The following is a 19,072-nucleotide window of genomic DNA, read 5'->3' as shown; positions in this document are numbered from 1 at the left end:
CGCGTGGATGATGCCGAGCTGCGCGCGAGTTCGCCGCAACCTTCAGCCGGCCGTGCGACCGGAGCAATTGGCTCCGCGTTCGGCACGCGCCGCGCTTCCGAGGGGCGAGGCTTCAGACACGCCAGCAATGCGGGATGCCGCTCGGAAATCGGCTGCATCCCAAACAGAGGCCGTGATGACCAAAGTGCTACGAGATCGAATTCAGGGGAACCGGCTGCAGATCGGCCGGTGACCCGGGCGATTGCGGATCGCCCGGGTGCGGCAACTCGACGATTCCAAACCAAGCCGGGAGTTCCTCATGTCGGTATTTTCAGCGTTGCTCGTCCTGACCTCGTGGATGATGTTCATCTGGATTTGCGATCCCGACGGATTCCGCGCGGCATTTGCGCGCCGTCCGCCGCCGATTCCTCGCGATCCGAAAAGGTGACTTTGGAGGGTGCTTTGTCACCCCCTGCCGCCGTGTACACCATTTGCTTTTGACCGCGACGCGTTACCGCGCTCCGCCTCTCGCGGCGCGTCCGCGCGTTCGCGGTCCGCTTCCAAGCCAATCGAATTACCACCGCTGGCACGAAATCGACCTGCCATCGTTGGCCAATATGAGGGTCCTGACATGATCATCGTCGCTGCGACGGATTTCTCTACGCGCTCCCATCGCGCGCTCCGGCAAGCTGGCCTTCTGGCTCGCTCCCGCCGTGCCGAGCTGCACCTTGTTCACGTCGTTGATGAAGACCAGCCGGCCGATCTGGTCCGCATGGAAGAACGGGAGGCACAGCGGGTGCTGGTGGAGCAGATCGGGTCCATGCCCGAGCTGCATGACGCTCGCTGCTATCCGACCGTCGTCAAGGGCCATCCCTTCGACGGGATATTGCGCGCGGCCGCAGCAGTCGGCGCAGATCTCATCGTGATGGGCGGCCATCGCAAGCAATTTTTGCGCGATATTTTTACAGGGACCACCATCGAACGTGTCATTCGCGGTGGAAAATATCCCGTGCTGATGGTGAACAACGAGGCCCAGCGGCGCTATGAACGGGTTCTGGTGCCGGTCGACATGTCAGAAACATCGGCTGAAGCAATCCGCATCGGCCTGTCCACCGGACTTCTGGAAGAAGACGGAGCGACGCTTCTTCACGCCTTCTCGCCGATGGCCAAGACGCGATTGATCAGCTCTGGGGCTAGCTCGGCCGTCATCACCGGATATGTCGAGAGCGAACGTCACAGGGCAATGGAGGAACTGACCAGTTTTCTGGTGACCAACGAGTTCGGCACGCGACGATGGTCTCTTCGCGTCGGGGAAGGCGGACCCATGCAGATCATCACCCGTGCCGTCGAGGAGAAGCGGCCCGACATGCTCGTGATGGGTACGCACGGCCGATCCGGATTGCTTCGGGCGTTGATCGGGAGCGTAACGGAGGAAGTCCTGCGCTCGCTGAACGTGGACGTCCTGGTCGTCCCTCCCGCCAGCCCCAAGCTCGGGATGGCGAAGGAGGCAGTCGCGTCCGAACCGAAGGCGTGAGGCGTGCCGTGGCTCATCCCCGTGCCGTTCACAGGGCCGAGAGGGGCGCCGAACCTAGCGGCGTCGTCGTTCGGCGTCGCGGGCAGCCAACCTTGGTGCGGTTCGTCTGATCGGACTCCGCGTGATTTTCGGCGGATCACTGGCTGGAAACGTCTGCTGCAATTGTCGATCGAGTTCCTCGTCGAGTTCACGCTTCTCCCGCTGCTCCAGCGTCTCGTACTGCTTGGGCATAGCCTAATCTCCACGTCTGGCACTTGGCTACCAACCGGTCTGCCACCAGGATTGTGACGCCAAAGTCCAGAGTCAACGCAATGAAGCGAAAGGTGTTGCGTTCAAGCTTCAACGATATTCAGACGAGTCCTCGGCACTGAAGGAAGCAGCTACCCGATCAGTTGCCTCGCCGCCGCCGAGATCATCACCAGCCCTCCGGTGATCACGGCGACATCGAGGATCACGGTGTGGATGTGCACCGGCATCCGCTCCACGAAGGCCTTTGCCAGGAACGCGCCGGGGATCGCGATCGCTCCGATCAGCAGCGCGAAGGCGAGCACCTGCGCGGTCACGGCACCGGCGAGGCCGAACACTGAGATCTTGATGAGGCCGGTGCCGAGCGAGATCATCGCGTCTGTTGCGATCACGGCGGCGCCTTCGAGGCCTGCGGCCATCAGCAGCGACAGCAGGATCACGCCTGAGCCCGAGGTGCCGCCGACCAGCACGCCGTAGCCGACCGACCCGGCGGCAAGGCCGCTGTCGCCGATCTTGACCTTTCGGCGGCGGAGGACGCGGCGCAGCGGCACGCTCAGGATCAGCATGGTGCCGATCACGAGCGCCGCGCCGGCATTGGTGAGACGCGTATAGCCGTAGGCGCCGAGTGCGGTCGTCAGCGCGGCGCAGGCGAGCACGATCAGCGCGCGGCGGCGGTCGGCGTAGCGCAAGTAAGCAACGGCTCGGCTGGAATTGGTGAAGATGGCGGAGATCGCGATGATCGGCACCACCGGCTCGGCGCCGACCAGCGGCACCAGCACCAGCGGCATCAGGGCGCCGGTGCCGTAGCCGGCGAGACCACCGATGATCGAAGCAAACAACGCCATCAACGCCACCAGCAGGAGCTGAAAGATCGAGATGTCGGCGAAGCCCGAGACGATGGTCACGTTCTTTCGTCGCGGCTGATGCGTGCCGCAGCTTGATCGGCGATGGAAGCAAGTGCGGCTTCCTCTAAGGGAAAATCCGCCGCAAGCCAAGCGTCCTCGGCGAGCGTCAACACATGTCCGAGCGCTGGTCCTTCGGCCAGACCGCGCGCGATGAAGTCGGCGGCCTTCAGCGGAAATTTCGGCGCAGTCCAGCGCTGCGGCAGCTCGGCGAGAGCGCGCCAGCGCATCGAGGTGACGTCGCCACCGGCGCGCGCCCAGCCGAGCAACACACGATCGTGATAGCGCTCGGGGCCGAGCCGATAGAGCAGCCGCCGTGCATTGGCCTCATCCTTGGCGGCGAAGCGCCACCAGCGGTGGCCCATCGAATCCAGTGCCTTGGTCTCGGCATTGGAGAGCCGCAGACGCGCGGCGACGCGCTTGGCATCCTCGGTCACGGCGACGGTCAGCGCGGCGAGGCGCCGCGTGCTGCTGGCGATGAGGCCGAGTTCGCGCTCGATCGCGATCATCGCCGACAGCGGCCCGGTATAGGCAACGCCGCCGATCAGCGCTTGCAGCAATCCGCCCTCGGCCATGGCCAGCACGGCCGCGGATGCGCCGCCGGCCACCAGCAGCTTCAGCATCTCCATGCGCACCCGCTCGGCCGAGAGGCTGGCAAGACCAGCACGCCCCCGGATGCAGGCGAGATAGCCGTCGCGATCGGGATCGCCGGCACCAAAGGCGGCGTGGATGCGGAAGAAGCGCAGGATGCGCAAATAATCTTCAGTGATGCGCTGGTCGGGATCGCCGATGAAGCGCACGCGGCGCGCTTTGGCATCCGCGATGCCGCCGACATGGTCGTAGACGACGCCGCGCGCATCGACCGACAGGCCGTTCATGGTGAAGTCGCGCCGCTCGGCGTCCTTGACCCAGTCGCGGCCGAACGCGACCTTGGCCTTGCGGCCGAAGGTTTCGGTGTCCTCGCGCAGGGTCGTGACTTCATAGGGGTGGCTGTCGATCACCAGCGTGACGGTGCCGTGGTCGATGCCGGTCGGCACGCTCTTGATGCCGGCGGCCTTGGCGCGCCGGATCACCTCCTCCGGCCGCGCGGTGGTCGCGATGTCGATGTCGCCGGGCTGAAGACCGAGCAGCGCGTTGCGTACGGCGCCGCCGACCACGCGCGCTTCCTCGCCGTCGACGTTGAGCAATTGCAGGACGCGCGCGGTCCCGCCTGCGGTCAGCCAGGGCGCATCGGCAAGAATCGGGGCAAGGATCGGCTCCGCGCTCATCGTGCGGCCCCTATTTTTCCACGCCCGGCACCAGCCGGCCGTTCTCGATATGGGCGGGAACGTAAGTCGAATCCGGAGCGGCGCCGGAGAAGTGCGCAAGTCCGATCAGGCCCGCAATGACCAGCACGATCGCCGCCAGCGCAAGACGCGCGACGACCGCGACCGGCCAGGAGGAACGCGCGAACAGGCCGGACCGCGTCGCGGCCAGGAACAAGGCGTAGACGGCAAAGGGAATGAGGAAGATTCCGATCTCGGTCAGAACCGGCCGGATCATGATGAATAGATCCGCTCATACAGCACACGCAGCATGCCGGCCGTCGCACCCCAGATGTAGCGTTCCGCGAACGGCATCGCGTAGTAGAACCGCTCCATGCCGCGGAATTCCTTGCTGTGCACCTGGTGGTTCACCGGGTTCATCAGGAAGGATAGCGGCACCTCGAACGCATCATCAACCTCGGAATGGTTGATGGTGAGCTCGAAGCCGGGCCTGACCCTGGCGACCGTCGGCAGGATGCGGAAGCCGAAGGCGGTGCCGTAGAGATCGAGATAACCGATCGGCTCGACGAAGTCTCTGGACAGCCCGACCTCCTCCTCGGCCTCGCGCAGCGCCGCATCCAGCGGCGAGGCGTCGGTGGCGTCGATCTTGCCGCCGGGGAAAGCGATCTGGCCGGCATGGTCGTTGAGATGCGCCGAGCGCTGCGTCAGCAAGATGGTCGGCTCGGGATGATCGACCACCGCGATCAGGACCGCCGCGGGGCGCACCGGCTGCTCGCGCGCGACGATCTCGAGCATCTTGTCGGTGCCGGGATCGCCCGAGGCGGGAATGATGTTCGGATCGTAGAGGCCGAGCGGAACGTCGAAGCCGAGCTTCGCCCTGGAGCGGGCGAAGAAATCCGCCGCGCCGGCGGCGACAGGATCGCTCTTCAAGATAGGCTTGTTCAAAGCGCGGCCCTCACCTGCTCCGCATCGGCCATGGCGAAGAATTCGCCAGCCGATTCGACGCCGAACATCGGCTGGCCATCGACCATCCGCTCCTCGCCCATGTCAACCAGATCGTAATAGAGCGCCCTTGTGACCTTGGCCCAGAGCTCGGCGCGAACGTGCAGATAAGGCGTCAGCCCGCCGTCCCTGGCCTGCTCGAAACGCAGCCGGTGCGCGGCATCGCAGGTGACCCAGTCGTCGACATTGGTGCGGAAGCGCAGCACGCGGTGGTTGCCCTCGCCGTCCTTCTGCATCTCGACTGCCATGAAGGGCGCGTCGTCGACCCGGATGCCGACCTTCTCCACCGGCGTGACCAGGAAATGCTTGTCGCCCTCGCGCTTGAGGATGGTCGAGAACAGCCGCACCAGAGCGGGGCGCCCGATTGGCGTCCCCAAGTAGAACCAAGTACCATCGGAGGCGATTCGGATGTCGAGATCGCCGCAAAACGGCGGATTCCACAGATGCACCGGAGGCAGCCCCCTCTTGGCGCCTTCGGCATTTGCAGCACTTTTGGCGGCGGCAGTCAGCCCCTCAAGACCGCGATCGGCGCTCTGCCCTTGGTTCGCCATGGTTTGCCCTGACTTTGTCCGTTGGCACGATTGGTGCAGGTCTGACTTGTACGTCTACGTTGTAATCCGTTGCACGGTTCCACCCCGGATTAGTCCGGTGGGGGAGGTCGCCACTTCGTGATGCCGTACATAACCCGAAGCCGATAAGGTGGGGATAGGTTAATTCAACGAATACATGGCCTTCCTGCAAGTCTAGCATAGGCCCATGAGTTGACGTGATGATCTGACGTGATGATCCGTGACGTGGTGACGTGACGGCGCAAGCAAGCCGCGTGGCAGGCTGAAGGAGCTAAACGGATGGCGGAGAGTGTCGAGAAACTCGAGGACGGGATCGTTCGTTCGGCCGAGCAGGTGTCGAGCCAGATTCGCGCGGCGAAGGATGCGATCGCGTCCGTCATCTTCGGCCAGGATCGCGTGATCGAGAACACGCTGGTCACCATCCTCTCCGGTGGCCATGCGCTGCTGATCGGCGTGCCCGGCCTTGCCAAGACCAAGCTGGTCGAGACGCTCGGCGTGACGCTCGGTCTCGATGCCAAGCGCATCCAGTTCACGCCCGATCTGATGCCGTCGGACATTCTCGGCGCCGAGGTGCTGGATGAGAGCACCGCGGGGAGGCGCGCCTTCCGCTTCATCGCAGGTCCGGTGTTCGCGCAGCTCTTGATGGCGGACGAGATCAACCGCGCCAGCCCGCGCACGCAATCGGCGCTGCTGCAGGCGATGCAGGAGCAGCACATCACCGTGGCCGGCGCGCGCCACGATCTGCCGAAGCCTTTCCACGTGCTGGCGACGCAAAACCCGCTGGAGCAGGAAGGCACCTATCCGCTGCCCGAAGCGCAGCTCGACCGTTTCCTGATGGAGATCGACGTCGACTATCCCGATCGCGACGCCGAACGCCGCATCCTGTTCGAGACCACCGGCGCCGAGGAGACGCTGGCGAGGGGTTCGATGACCGCGGACGCGCTGATCACGGCGCAGCGGCTGATCCGGCGCCTGCCGGTCGGCGATTCCGTCGTCGAGGCGATCCTGTCGCTGGTGCGCTCGGCCCGTCCTGGTCCGGACGCCGGCGAAGCCGGCAAGTTCATCGCCTGGGGCCCCGGCCCGCGCGCCAGCCAATCCTTGATGCTGGCCGTGCGCGCGCGGGCGCTGATCGACGGACGCCTGGCGCCGTCGGTCGACGACGTGCTCGACCTCGCTGAGCCCGTGCTGAAGCACCGCATGGCGCTGACGTTCCAGGCGCGCGCCGAGGGCCGCACGATTCCGGACGTGATCCGGCAATTGAAGACACGGATCGGTTGATGGCAGCGGAGAACGGGCACACAGCGAAGGAGATCATCGCGATCCGACGTGCCGATGGCGAAAGCCGCACGCTCGCAGCTTCCTTGCCGCGCCTGGTGCTCGAAGCCCGCCGCATCGCCGCCAACGTCATCCACGGCCTGCACGGAAGGCGCCGCGCCGGCTCCGGCGAGAATTTCTGGCAATACCGCCGCTTCGTCTCCGGCGAGCCGGCACAGAACGTCGACTGGCGCCGATCGGCGCGCGACGACCATCTCTATGTCCGCGAGCTCGAATGGGAAGCCTCGCACACGGTGTGGATCTGGCCGGACCGCTCGCCGTCGATGGCGTTCGCCTCGAAGACCGCGCGCGAGTCCAAGCTCGAGCGCACGCTGATCGTCGCCTTCGCGCTGGCCGAGCTGCTGGTGTCCGGCGGCGAGCGTGTCGGCATTCCCGGCCTGATGGCGCCGACCGCGAGCCGCAGCGTGATCGACAAGATGGCGCAGGCGATGCTGCATGACGATGCCGACCGCCTCAGCCTGCCGCCGTCCTTTGTGCCGGCGGCGCTGGCCGAGATCATCGTGCTGTCGGATTTCTGGTCGCCGATCGCGGAAATCAAGACGACGCTCACAGGCCTCTCCGGCTCCGGCGCGCATGGCGCCATGGTGCAAATCGTCGATCCCGCCGAAGAGTCATTCCCCTATTCCGGCCGCGTCGAGTTCGTCGAGCCCGAAGGCTTCGGCGTGATCACCGCCGGCCGCGCCGAGAGCTGGGCGCAGGATTACACCGCGCGGCTCGCGCTGCACCGCGACCAGATCCGCGCCGAGACCAACAAGCTGGACTGGCTGTTCACCACGCACGCCACCGACCGCTCCGCCGCCGAGCTGCTGCTGTTCCTGCATGCCGGCATGCAGGTGAGCAAGTCGGGCGCCCGCACCGCGACGATCAAGGTGGGGCCGGCCGCATGATGGGACTGCCGCTCGCCTTCACCGAACCGCTGCTCCTGATCGGCCTCGTCAGCCTGCCCGTGCTGTGGTGGCTCTTACGCGTGATGCCGCCGCGGCCGCGCCGCATCGAGTTTCCGCCGACGCGCCTGCTGTTCGACATCGCGCCGCGGGAGGAGACGCCCTCGCGGACGCCGTGGTGGCTGACCGCGTTGCGTCTCCTCGCTGCGGCTCTCGTCATTTTCGCGGCCGCCGGCCCGATCTGGAATCCGCAAACAGGCGCAGCCGACAGCAAGGCGCCGCTGATGATCATGCTCGACGACGGCTGGAGCGCCGCGTCGCACTGGGACGTCAGGATCAGGGCCGCCGACGAGCTGATCGCCAATGCCGAAAACGACCGCCGCGCCATCGCGCTGGTGCCGCTATCCGAGCCGAACCGCGACATCACCCTGATGCCGGCGGGCGCGGCGCGCGTCGCGCTGCGGCAGCTCGCGCCAAAGCCCTATTCGATCGACCGCGTCGAGACGCTGGCCGCGGTCGACCGCTTCCTGAAAGCCACCGGCGACTGCGAGATCGCCTGGCTGTCCGACGGCGTCGACACCGGCCGCGGCGAGGACTTCGTCGCTGGCCTCGGCAAGACCATCGGCGATCGCAGCCTGATCGTGTTCGAAGGCGGCACCTCCTCGCCGCTGGCGCTGGTCGCGGCCGAGAACGCCGCGGCGAAGATGACGGTGAAGGTGCTGCGCACCGACAGCGGCATCGCCATGGGCACCGTGCGCGCGCTGGACCAGAAGGCCTCGCCGATCGGAGAGGCCCGCTATACGTTCGGTCCGCAGGACAAGGAGACCGACGCGGCGTTCGATCTGCCGGTCGAGCTGCGCAACGACATCACGCGGCTCGAGATCTCGGGCGAGCGCTCCGCCGGCGCGGTGCAGCTGCTCGACAAGCGCTGGCGCCGCCGCGCCATCGGCATCGTCTCGGGTGCGACCAGCGAGACCGCGCAGCCGCTGCTGGCGCCGACCTTCTATCTCACCCGCGCGCTGGCGCCGTTCGCCGACGTCAGGCTCGCCGACAAGGGTTCGCCGCAGCAGGGCATCACACAATTCTTGGACCAGAAGCTGCCGATGATCATCCTCGCCGATGTCGGCACCATCGCGCCGGAGCTGCGCGAGCGCCTCAATGCCTGGGTCGACCAGGGCGGCGTGCTGGCGCGCTTCGCCGGCCCCCGGCTGGCGCAGGCCGAGGACGACCTCGTGCCGGTCAAACTGCGCAAGGGCGGCCGCACGCTCGGCGGCAGCCTGACCTGGGAGAAGCCGCAGCATCTTGCGACCTTCGCGGCCGACGGACCGTTTGCCGGCGTCGCTGTCCCCAAGGATGTCACCGTGAGCCGCCAGGTGCTGGCCGAGCCCGATGCCGTGCTCGCCACCAAGAGCTGGGCCTCGCTGGAAGACGGCACGCCGCTGGTCACCGGCGAGCATCGCGGCAAGGGCCTCGTCAGCCTGTTCCACGTCAGCGCCGACATGCGCTGGTCGGATCTGCCGATGTCGGGCACCTTCGTCGAAATGCTCCGGCGGGTCGTCGACATGTCGGGCTACACGTCAAAGCCAGGCCCAGGCGTTGCCAGCGAAGCGACCATCGAGACGGTGGCGCCGCTGCACATTCTCGACGGTTTTGGCGCGTTCGGCCCGCCGCCGGCGAGCGCAAAGCCGCTGCCCGCGGATTACCGCGACCGCGCCACGTCAGATCATCCTCCGGGCTTCTATGGCCCGGCCGAAGGACCGCTTGCCGTGAACACACTTGCCAGCGCCGACCGCATCGCCGCGCTCAACACCGCGAGCCTGCGCGCCCGGCACGCCACCTACACCAATGCCGAGCCGCGGGACCTGCGCGGCTGGCTGCTGTCGACGGCGCTCGCGTTGTTCCTGATCGACGCCATCATCGTCGCGGTGCTCGGCGGCGGGATCGCCGCGCTGCTGCGCCGCCGCGCAGCGCCCGCAATGATCGTGCTTGGCCTGCTGTTCGCCTCGCTCTCGCCCGCGCCGTCACGCGCCGACAGCGCCGCGGACGATTTCGCGATGAAGGCGACGTCGCAGACCCGCCTCGCCTATGTCGTCACAGGCAATGCCGACGTCGATTCCATCGTCAGGGCCGGCATGTCCGGACTGACGCTGTTCCTGGCGCAGCGCACCGCGCTCGAGGCCGGCGATCCCGTCGGCATCGACCCCGCGCGCGACGAACTCGCCTTCTTCCCGCTGATCTACTGGCCGATCGTGCCGGGCGCGCCCAAGCCGCCGCAGGACGCCATCAACAAGATCGACGCCTACATGAAGCAGGGCGGCACCGTGCTGTTCGACACCCGCGACGCGATCGAAGCGCCGCCGGGCGCCAACGGCGCCGCGCAGACCCCGGGCATGCAAACGCTGCGCGAGATCCTGTCGTCGCTCGACGTGCCCGAGCTCGAGCCGGTGCCGCGCGAGCACGTGCTGACCAAGACCTTCTATCTGCTGCGCGACTTCCCCGGTCGCTTCGTCACCGGCCAGACCTGGGTCGAGACCCTGCCGCGCGACGAGGACGAGGACAGCGCGCAGCGGCCGGCGCGCGGTGGCGACGGCGTCTCGCCGATCATCATCACCTCGAACGATCTTGCCGGCGCCTGGGCGGTGCGGCCCGACGGCCAGGCCATGCTGCCGGTGACCGGCGGCGACACCCGCCAGCGCGAATTCGCCTACCGCGCCGGCGCCAACATCGTGATGTACACGCTGACCGGCAATTACAAGGCCGACCAGGTGCACGCACCGGCCCTGATCGAACGGCTGGGGCAATAGGATTGAGATGAATTACGGCATCGCATTCACGCCGCTTGTCCCCGCGATCGTGCTGTGGATCGCGCTCGCCGCGATCGTCGTCATCGCGATCGTGCTGCTGGTCGCGCGCGCGCGCGGCGCCGCCGTGCGCGTGGCCGCGCTGGCGCTGTTCCTGCTCGCGCTCGCCAATCCCTCCTTCACCCGCGAGGACCGTGATCCCCTCACCTCGGTCGCGGCTGTCGTCGTCGACAAGAGCCCGAGCCAGAATTTCGGCAACCGCAATCGGGAGGCTGCGCAAGCGCAGGAAGCGCTGGTCGACAGCCTGAAGAAGGTCAAGGGGCTCGAAGTCCGTGTCGTCGAGGCCGGACAGGCCGACGGCGAGACCGACGGCACCAAGCTGTTCGGCGCCCTCGCCTCGGTCTTGTCGGACGTGCCGGTCGACCGGGTCGCCGGCGCGTTCCTGATCACCGACGGCCGCGTCCACGACATTCCGGCCAGCGCCACGGCGCTTGGCTTCCAGGCGCCGGTGCATGCGCTGATCACCGGCCAGAAGGACGAGCGCGACCGCCGCATCGCGATCACGGCCGCTCCGCGCTTTGGCATCGTCGGCCAGACCCAGACCATCAGCTACCGCCTCGACGACCAGGGCGTCACGGGCGAGCGCGCCAAGGTCACGATCCGCAGGGACGGCGAGGTCATCAACGAGCGCACGCTCTCGAGCGGCCAGGCTGCGAGCGTCGACGTCGACATCAAGCATGCCGGCCCGAACATCGTCGAGATCGAGGCCTCGCCGCTCGAGAGAGAGCTGACGCCGGTGAACAACCGCGCCGTCGTCGCCATCGACGGCGTGCGCGACAAGCTGCGCGTGCTGCTGGTCTCGGGCGAGCCGCATTCGGGCGAGCGGACCTGGCGCAATCTGCTCAAGTCCGACGCCAGCGTCGACCTCGTGCATTTCACCATTCTGCGTCCGCCGGAGAAGCAGGACGGCACGCCGATCAACGAATTGTCGCTGATCGCGTTTCCGACCCGCGAGCTGTTCCAGCAGAAGATCAACGAATTCCAGCTGATCATCTTCGATCGCTACGCCCGCCAGGGCGTGCTGCCGATCGCCTATTTCGACAACATCGCGCGCTATGTGCGCGGCGGCGGCGCGGTGCTGGTCTCGGCCGGCCCCGACTACGCCTCCAACACCAGCATCTGGCGCACGCCGCTGGATTCGGTGCTGCCGGCCGAGCCGGTCGGCGTGACGGAAAAACCGTTCTATGCGCATCTGTCCGACATCGGCAAACGCCACCCCGTCACGCGCGCCCTGGAGGGCTCCGCCAGCGAGCCGCCGCGCTGGAGCCGTTTCTTCCGCACCGTCGACACCCGCAATTCCGTCAACCCGCCGGTGATGACGGGGGCCGACGGCAAGCCGCTTCTGTTCCTGTCGCGCTTCGGCGAGGGCCGCGTCGCGCTTCTGCTTTCCGACCACATCTGGCTGTGGGCGCGCGGCTATGAGGGCGGCGGCCCGCATCTGGACCTGCTCAGGCGGATGTCGCACTGGCTGATGAAGCAGCCGGACCTCGACGAGGAGGCGCTGCGTCTGCAGGTGCAGGGCAAGAACCTCGTCGTGGTGCGTCAGACCATGGCCGACAGCGTCCAGCCGGTGAGCGTAACCTCGCCGTCCGGCGCGTCGCAGGATCTGACGCTGAGCCCCGGCGATCCCGGCGAATGGCGCGCCAGCCTTCCCGCGAGCGAGCTCGGCCTGTGGCAGGCTACCGACGGCACGCTGAAGGCGTTGATCAATGTCGGCCCGACCAATCCGAAGGAGTTTTCGGAAGTCACCTCCACCGTCGATACATTGAGGCCGCTGACGCAGGCGACCGGCGGCAACGCCGTGCGCGTGGCGAGCGGCGCCGACGTCGAGCTGCCGCGCATCCTGCCGGTGCGCTCGGCCAGCGTCTTTGCCGGCGACGGCTGGATGGGGGTGCGGATGCGCGACGCCAGCGTCGTCAAGGGCGTCGGCGTGCTGCCGATCTTCGCCGGCCTGATCGGCCTGCTGCTGCTGCTCGGCGCGTTTGCGGCGACCTGGGTCCGCGAGGGGCGTTGATCCAATCGGACGGGGAGAGGTGTTTCGAGTTCTGGGTGCGCACCATTCAACCAAAGCTCATCCCACTCTAGTTGCCCGAACGACACATCGCGCGGCCACCCGCGCGAGATCGCCCGACCGCCGTTGACATAAGCTGACCGTTCCTGCGATGTTACATTATAACATCGCGACGTCAGGGATTGGCGCCTCGCGACGTGGGGGTGGCGTTTCCAGATGAAGTGGTTCCGGTCGAATATCAGGCACTGCGCCCGGCTCGCGTTGTTCGCGATGCTGGTGCAGTTCGCGCTGACGTTCGGGCACAGCCACTGGTTCGCGCAGGCCGCGCCGCTCACCCAATCCTCGCTCCAGCAGACCGACGGCGCCAACGGCGTTGCTGCGGTCGACCGCGCCGCGGTCCAGAAGCAATCGCCCGCCGCTCCCGACCGCGAGCATCAAGGCGAGGACAATTGCGCGATCTGCGCCGTCGTCGCGATGGCGGGCACCGTCATATCGGCGACGCCGCCGGTGCTGCTGCTGCCGCAGGCGATCGAGCTGCTCCACCGCACCACTGATGCCGAATTTCTCCATCTGAAATCGGCCGGCACGGCGTTCCAACCGCGCGCCCCTCCCGCGTCCTGACTCTCAACATCGCTTGATCACGCCCGGGCTCGCCGCGCATCGGCAAATGCCCGGGAGACGTTGAAGTCGAATTCCGTCGCGCCGCGACGGCAGGCCGCCTCCGATCAGCACACAATCATGCGGACGGCGCCTGACTGGAATCAGGACCATGTCATTCAAATTGCGACGCGCGCAGCGTCTTGGCGGAGCGAGCCTGCTCCTGCTCGGCGCCGCCGCCACGCCCGCTTTCGCCCAAACGCCTGCGCAAGAGAAATCGTCGACCGAGATCCCCGCCGTCACCGTGACGGCTCCGAGCCCTATCGTGCGCAGAGCGGTGGTGCCGTCGCGCAACCCCGGCCGCGGCACGCGGACCGCGCGGGTGCGCAGCCGCCAACAAGCGGCGGACGCAGCATCGGCAGCCGCCGTGCCCGCCGCGCCTCAGCAGGGCGTGCTGCCTATTGTGACCAACCAGTTCGCGACGGTCACGGTGGTGCCGAACGAGGAGATCCGCCGCGAGGGCGGCGGCCAGCTCGGCGATCTGCTGTTCTCCAAGCCGGGCATCACCGGCTCGAGCTTCGCGCCCGGCGCCTCCAGCCGGCCGATCATCCGGGGTCTCGACGTCAACCGCGTCGGCATCGTCGAGAACGGCACCAATTCGAGCGGTGCGTCCGATCTCGGCGAGGATCATTTCGTCCCGATCGATCCGCTGGCGACCAACCAGATCGAAGTGGTGCGCGGGCCTGCCGCGTTGCGCTACGGCTCCACCTCGATCGGCGGCGTCGTCAGCGCCACCAACAACCGGATTCCGGATGCGGTGCCGAACTGCGCGCCGTCATTCCAGGCTTACGGCCTGCCGACCAAGGCGCCGCTCGCGAGCGCAGCGACATCGCCTTGCGTCACCGCCGAGACCCGTACCGCGTTCTCTTCGGTCGACCGTGGCGTGGAAAGCGGCGTACTGCTCGACACCGGCGGCGGCAATTTTGCGTTCCACGCCGACGCCTATGGCCGCACGACCTCGGACTATTCGATTCCGGGCTATCCCTATCTGAACGATCAATCGCGCCCGGTGAACGGCCGCCAGCCGAACTCGGCGACGCGCTCGGATGGCGCCTCGATCGGCGGCTCCTACTTCTTCCAGGGCGGCTATATCGGCGCATCGATCACGCAAAACGATTCGCTCTACCACATCCCCGGCATCGACGGCGCCGACCACCGCACGCGGATCGACGGCCACCAGACCAAGATCAACGTCAAGGGCGAATATCATCCCGACGCCGCCGCGATCGACACCGTCCGCTTCTGGGCCGGCGCGACCGACTACCGGCACAACGAGATCGGCCTTGCCGATCCCGCCGACCTCAACAGCGACGGCATCAGGCAGACCTTCACCAACAAGGAGCAGGAAATCCGCACCGAGGTGCAGCTGATGCCGTTCAATGCGCGCTTCGCCGAAGTGACGACGGCGCTGGGCTTCCAGGTCGGGCATCAGGAATTGAGCGCGCCGAGCCCGGACAATCCCGGCACGCTGTTCAACGGCCTGTGGGACCCTAACAACAGCACGCGCGTCGCCGGCTACGCCTTCAACGAGTTCAAGTTCACGGAGGCGACGCGGGCGCAGATCGCCGGCCGCATCGAGCATGTCGAGCTGCACGGCACGACGCCGGACTTCCCGGCCGATTATTTGCCCGACGGCACGCCGCAGGCGGCGATCGCGCGCAATCCGTCCTTCACGCCCAAGAGCGGCAGCATCGGCCTGCTGCAGGATCTGCCGGGCGGCATGGTCGGCAGCATCACCGCGCAATATGTCGAGCGCGCGCCGAAGGCGGCCGAGCTGTTTTCACGCGGCGGCCATGACGCGACCGCGACCTTCGACATCGGCAATCCCAACCTCACCATCGAGACCGCGAAATCGATCGAGCTCGGTGTGCGCAGGGCGACGGGGCCGTTCCGCTTCGAGGCAACCGTTTACTACACGCATTTCGACAATTTCATCTATCGCCGCCTCACCGGCGTGTCCTGCGATGACGACTTTGCCTCCTGCGGCACGCCGGGCGCCGAGCTGAACCAGGCGGTCTACTCGCAGCGCAATGCCAATTTCCGCGGCGGCGAATTTCAGTCGCAGCTCGACGTCGGCGCGTTCCAGGGTGGCATCTGGGGTATCGAGAATCAGCTCGACTTCGTCCGCGCCACCTTCAGCGACGGCACCAACGTGCCGCGCATTCCCCCCATGCGAATGGGCGGCGGCGTGTTCTGGCGCGACGACAACTGGCTGATGCGCGTCAACCTCTTGCACGCCTTCGCGCAGAACAACGTCGCATTGATCGCGGAGACGCCGACGGCGGGCTACAATCTGTTGAAGGCCGAGATCAGCTACAAGACCAAGCTCGACCGCAACTGGTTCGGCGCGCGCGAGATGATGGCTGGCATCGTCGGCAACAATCTGCTCAACGAGAACATCCGCAACTCGGTGTCCTATACCAAGGACGAGGTGCTGATGCCCGGCATCGGCGTGCGCGCATTCGCGAACTTCAAGTTCTGATCTTGGGTGCGTCGGGGCCAGGGGGCCCCGGCACACCGGCTATCTCACCCCGTCATTGCGGAGCCGCTGTCGTCTCGTAGTGCACAGAGTCGTAGCCCGAACTACTTCCGCGCCTTGCTCCAGTCCGGGCCGACCGGGCCCGACACGCCTTCGAAGGCGCCGTCGACGAGCTCGAACACCAGGATGCGGGCGGCGTCGACCGGGCCGGGCATGGTGACGCGGCCCTTCGGGACCGGCTTGAATCCGACGCGGCTGTAATAGGGCTCGTCGCCGACCAGCAGCACGAGGCGGTGACCTTTCGCCTTCGCATCCTTTAGCGCGCGCTCCATCAGCAGACGGCCGACACCGCGGCCGCGGAATGGCGGCTCGACCGTCAGCGGGCCGAGCAGCAGCGCCGGCGTCTCGCCGACCAGGACCGGCAATTGCCTGACCGAGCCGACCAGCAGCGTGCCGATGCGCGCGGTGAAGGACAATTCGAGCAGATGGTCGACGTGCTCGCGGATCCTGTAGGCGCTGAGCACGAAGCGGCCGGGACCGAAGGTGCGTTCGTGCAGCCGCTCGATCGATTGGGCATCGCCAGCGGCCTCGGGGAGGATGGTCAGTGAGAGATCGGTCATGTTAATCGCGGGATAGCACCTGAACGCAGCGCGGTCCATCGGGCAACAAGGCGCTCAGCTCCTTTTCAAGGTCGACGGGAGAGGTGTTCTGAAACCCTCGGCTTGCATTCGTTCAACTCCAACTCCTGACGCACTCGCACAGGCCGTCCTCAGCGCCACGTCGCAACCATTGGCCGGCCGTCCAGCACTTCGGCGATCCGCAGCCGCGTCCCTCGCGTGGTGCCGTCGGGCAGCGCCGTGACAGCGAAGAACCCGCATTCGACGATCTCGCGGTTGGCCTCGGGCAGGCGGTCCTGCCTGAACTGCCTGACGACGTAGACCGCGACGTGGTCGCGGCGGGAAACGTGGCTGTTGAGGAAGATGCCATGCAGCACGGCCTCGCCAGTGAGGTCGATATCGCCCTCCTCCTTGAGCTCGCGCCGCATCGCCTGCTCCATGGTCTCGCCGTGGTCGACGCCGCCGCCGGGCAGGTACCAGCCGCTGACGTAGCTGTGCCTGACCAGAAACACCCGATTCTCGGCATCCAGCACCACGGCGCGGACGCCGAGCGTCATACCGCGAACGATGAGGAAATAGGCGTGGAAGACTCGCCGCAGCAGCGGCTCGAATTTTCGTCGAATACGGTCCAGACCATCTCCCATCAGGCTTCCTTGAGGCCGCTGTCCCGGCCCCGCTTGCACAGTCCCCGCGACCTTGCCATTACAACGGAGCAATAGCGAGGCAATCGCACGCCATGACTCCCAACACGCTGGCCCCCTTCACGCTCGCCCATCTGTCCGATCCGCATCTAGCGCCCTTGCCGAAACCGCGGCTGATCGAGCTCGCCGGCAAGCGCGTGCTCGGCTACGTCAACTGGACGCGCAACCGCCACAAGTACCAGCGTCGCGAGGTGCTCGATGCGCTGGTCGCCGACATGAAGGCGCAGGCGCCCGACCACATCGCGGTGACGGGCGATCTCGTCAACCTCGCGCTGGAAGCCGAGTTCGCCCCTGCCCGCGCCTGGCTCGAGGGCGTCGGCCCGCCCGACCGCGTCACCACGATTCCCGGCAATCACGACGCCTATGTCCGCGCCACGTCGCATCGTTTCGGCGAGACGTTTGCGCCGTATCTCGCCGGCGACGACGGCGGCATCGGCTTTCCATCCGTGCGCCGGCGCGGGCCGCTCGCGCTGATCAGCCTGTCCACGGCGGTGCCGACCCTGCCGCTGATGGCGACGGGTACGCTCGGGCGCGATCAACTCGACTCTCTTGCAGCAATGCTCGAACGGCTCGCGGCCGAGGACGTCTTCCGCGTGCTCCTGGTGCACCATCCCCTGAAGTCCGATGCACGGCAGAAGCGGATGACAGATTCGGCCGCGCTGCTGGCGCTGCTCAAGCGCCACGGCGTCGAACTGATCCTGCACGGGCACGACCACATTCATTCGACGATGTGGTTCGAGGGTCCCAACGGCAACATTCCCGCGCTTGGCGTGCCCTCGGCCTCCGCGCTCGCGCACGGGCGCTACCCGGCGGCGGCCTATAATCTTTTCAGAATCGAGAAGGACAATGCCGGCTGGCGCTGCGAGCAAACGGTGCGGAGCCTCGGGGCGGGATTTCAGATGGGGCAGATCAAGCATGTGAGGCTGATCTAGTTCGATGTCATTCCGGGGCGCGCGATGCGCGAGCCCGGAATCCATCGGGCCGCAGAATTGGTGGATGAATGGATTCCGGGCTCGCGCCTTTGGCGCGCCCCGGAATGACGGCGGAGAATACCTCACCAGCTCCGCAAGGCCGCCAGCACGGCGAGGCCGAACAAGGCGGCGGCGCCGAGCACGAAGCCGAAGACGAACGGCCACAGGCGCGAGCGGCGCGGCGGAGGCGCGACCGCGGGCTTCGGTTCGGGCGGGACCACCATCGCATGCTCGCGCTCGACCATGCGGCGCGCGACATAGTCGGTGACGGCCTCGACGATCACAGTGGTGTCGTGCGATTCGGCGAGCACGATGCGGCCAAAGCGTGTGTCCTGGACGAAGCGGTACATCCGCTTGTCGCGCCCCATCACGATGTGGGCGACGACGTCGATCCAGAGTCTGGGCGTATCGCCCTGGCTGATGCCGCGGTCGAACAGATCGATCCTGTCAGGCACCTGCGCGAACAGGGGATCGAGCGCGTCGTTGAGGATCTCGAGCCGCGCCACCTCGGCGTCCCGGAGATCGACGACGACGCCCGTTCGGTCGGCGGCCTCGATCCGCGCGCGCAGCAGCGCATCGCGCAGCCGCACCGGGCGCGGCTGGCCGGGATGGGTCCCGCTGGTCTCGGGCTCTGACATGGTCGGCCTCGTCCTCGACTTTCCTCCATTAACCTATCAGCAACCAGGAGGCCCGCAAAGGGTCCATAATTCCAGATACTTACGGCGCCCACAGGCGATTGACCTGTGCCAAAAACAGACGATCCCACCCAGGCAGAGCCTGGATGGGACCATCCGTCCTTGGACGTCTTCTTAATTCAGGTCGGCAGCCAAGCCCTTAGGCCGAGACGCGCGACGGCTCTTCCACGATGGAGAAGCGGACGCCGGCCTTGTGGCGGTTCTCTTCCGAGACCGTGCGCCAGGCGTCCTCGGCCTCCTTGCGGGTCTTGAACGGACCCTGCACCTGGGCCGAGCCTTCCACGAGCTTGTGGAAGTTCATCGAACCGAACTCGCCGCCGATCACCCAGAAATTGCTGCCTTTGGTCATTGTCAGTCTCCTGTC

The 19,072-nt window shown here is 66.8% G+C and carries 19 protein-coding genes; 9 read left to right on the top strand and 10 right to left on the bottom strand.

The features are described from left to right. Nucleotides 1–256: 256 nt before the first annotated feature. Together XI03_RS34575 and XI03_RS34570 are read left to right on the top strand one after the other, a co-directional pair. Complete coding sequence (locus XI03_RS34575) at nt 257–427, top strand: hypothetical protein (protein WP_154694107.1); 171 nt, start codon at nt 257–259, stop codon at nt 425–427. 183 nt (nt 428–610) lie between these two features. After that, complete coding sequence (locus XI03_RS34570; protein WP_271594598.1) at nt 611–1,513, top strand: universal stress protein; 903 nt, start codon at nt 611–613, stop codon at nt 1,511–1,513. Nucleotides 1,514–1,567: 54 nt separating this feature from the next. Here XI03_RS34570 and XI03_RS34565 read toward each other — a convergent pair whose 3' ends face one another. From XI03_RS34565 to XI03_RS34540, 6 genes are all read right to left on the bottom strand, one after another. Beyond that, nucleotides 1,568–1,744, bottom strand: a complete 177-nt coding sequence (locus XI03_RS34565; RefSeq protein ID WP_271594597.1) for a hypothetical protein — start codon at nt 1,742–1,744, stop codon at nt 1,568–1,570. 149 nt (nt 1,745–1,893) lie between these two features. Further along, complete coding sequence (locus XI03_RS34560) at nt 1,894–2,664, bottom strand: sulfite exporter TauE/SafE family protein (RefSeq protein ID WP_028141713.1); 771 nt, start codon at nt 2,662–2,664, stop codon at nt 1,894–1,896. Beyond that, nucleotides 2,661–3,929: a CCA tRNA nucleotidyltransferase gene (locus XI03_RS34555; protein ID WP_038948318.1), complete on the bottom strand. Its 1,269-nt coding sequence runs from the start codon at nt 3,927–3,929 to the stop codon at nt 2,661–2,663. Before XI03_RS34555 ends, XI03_RS34560 begins: the two co-directional genes overlap by 4 nt. 10 nt (nt 3,930–3,939) lie before the next feature. Further along, the gene (locus tag XI03_RS34550) at nt 3,940–4,203 is read right to left on the bottom strand and encodes a DUF6111 family protein (protein ID WP_028141715.1); all 264 of its coding nucleotides are present in this window, start codon (nt 4,201–4,203) and stop codon (nt 3,940–3,942) included. After that, nucleotides 4,200–4,871 (bottom strand): CoA pyrophosphatase, encoded by a 672-nt coding sequence (locus XI03_RS34545; RefSeq protein WP_028141716.1) that lies wholly within the window; start codon nt 4,869–4,871, stop codon nt 4,200–4,202. Before XI03_RS34545 ends, XI03_RS34550 begins: the two co-directional genes overlap by 4 nt. After that, the gene (locus tag XI03_RS34540; RefSeq protein ID WP_271594596.1) at nt 4,868–5,479 is read right to left on the bottom strand and encodes a DUF1285 domain-containing protein; all 612 of its coding nucleotides are present in this window, start codon (nt 5,477–5,479) and stop codon (nt 4,868–4,870) included. Before XI03_RS34540 ends, XI03_RS34545 begins: the two co-directional genes overlap by 4 nt. Before the next feature lie 297 nt (nt 5,480–5,776). Here XI03_RS34540 and XI03_RS34535 point away from each other — a divergent pair, with 297 nt between their 5' ends. The 6 genes from XI03_RS34535 to XI03_RS34510 all read left to right on the top strand — a co-directional run bounded on the left by XI03_RS34535 (nt 5,777) and on the right by XI03_RS34510 (nt 15,727). After that, nucleotides 5,777–6,775, top strand: a complete 999-nt coding sequence (locus XI03_RS34535; RefSeq protein WP_018323293.1) for an AAA family ATPase — start codon at nt 5,777–5,779, stop codon at nt 6,773–6,775. Continuing rightward, nucleotides 6,775–7,719 (top strand): DUF58 domain-containing protein, encoded by a 945-nt coding sequence (locus XI03_RS34530; protein WP_271594595.1) that lies wholly within the window; start codon nt 6,775–6,777, stop codon nt 7,717–7,719. Before XI03_RS34535 ends, XI03_RS34530 begins: the two co-directional genes overlap by 1 nt. Next, nucleotides 7,716–10,520 (top strand): DUF4159 domain-containing protein, encoded by a 2,805-nt coding sequence (locus XI03_RS34525; protein ID WP_271594594.1) that lies wholly within the window; start codon nt 7,716–7,718, stop codon nt 10,518–10,520. Before XI03_RS34530 ends, XI03_RS34525 begins: the two co-directional genes overlap by 4 nt. A 7-nt stretch (nt 10,521–10,527) precedes the next feature. After that, on the top strand, nt 10,528–12,591 hold the full coding sequence (locus XI03_RS34520; RefSeq protein WP_028141720.1) for a membrane protein: 2,064 nt from the start codon (nt 10,528–10,530) through the stop codon (nt 12,589–12,591). A 213-nt stretch (nt 12,592–12,804) separates the two neighbouring features. Then, complete coding sequence (locus XI03_RS34515) at nt 12,805–13,209, top strand: DUF2946 family protein (protein ID WP_028141721.1); 405 nt, start codon at nt 12,805–12,807, stop codon at nt 13,207–13,209. A gap of 148 nt (nt 13,210–13,357) precedes the next feature. Further along, entirely contained in the window at nt 13,358–15,727 is a 2,370-nt protein-coding gene (locus tag XI03_RS34510) for a TonB-dependent receptor (protein ID WP_271594593.1), read from the top strand. Nucleotides 15,728–15,828: 101 nt separating this feature from the next. Here XI03_RS34510 and XI03_RS34505 read toward each other — a convergent pair whose 3' ends face one another. Both XI03_RS34505 and XI03_RS34500 read right to left on the bottom strand, forming a co-directional pair. Continuing rightward, nucleotides 15,829–16,344 (bottom strand): GNAT family N-acetyltransferase, encoded by a 516-nt coding sequence (locus XI03_RS34505; RefSeq protein WP_095426926.1) that lies wholly within the window; start codon nt 16,342–16,344, stop codon nt 15,829–15,831. A gap of 149 nt (nt 16,345–16,493) precedes the next feature. Beyond that, entirely contained in the window at nt 16,494–16,985 is a 492-nt protein-coding gene (locus XI03_RS34500) for an NUDIX domain-containing protein (RefSeq protein ID WP_028141724.1), read from the bottom strand. 107 nt (nt 16,986–17,092) lie between these two features. Between XI03_RS34500 and XI03_RS34495 the strand changes: the two genes are divergently transcribed. After that, nucleotides 17,093–17,974, top strand: a complete 882-nt coding sequence (locus tag XI03_RS34495; protein ID WP_152103757.1) for a metallophosphoesterase family protein — start codon at nt 17,093–17,095, stop codon at nt 17,972–17,974. 122 nt (nt 17,975–18,096) lie between these two features. Here the strand turns inward: XI03_RS34495 and XI03_RS34490 are convergent, their stop codons facing one another. Next, entirely contained in the window at nt 18,097–18,651 is a 555-nt protein-coding gene (locus XI03_RS34490; RefSeq protein WP_028141726.1) for a hypothetical protein, read from the bottom strand. 196 nt (nt 18,652–18,847) lie between these two features. Then, the gene (locus tag XI03_RS34485; RefSeq protein ID WP_018323282.1) at nt 18,848–19,057 is read right to left on the bottom strand and encodes a DUF4170 domain-containing protein; all 210 of its coding nucleotides are present in this window, start codon (nt 19,055–19,057) and stop codon (nt 18,848–18,850) included. Nucleotides 19,058–19,072 lie beyond the last annotated feature (15 nt).

The organism is Bradyrhizobium sp. CCBAU 65884 (assembly GCF_028128835.1).
In the GTDB taxonomy this organism is placed as follows: domain Bacteria; phylum Pseudomonadota; class Alphaproteobacteria; order Rhizobiales; family Xanthobacteraceae; genus Bradyrhizobium; species Bradyrhizobium ottawaense.
The sequence above is the reverse complement of the archived record's forward strand: the minus strand, read 5'-3'. Positions and strand labels throughout refer to the sequence as shown.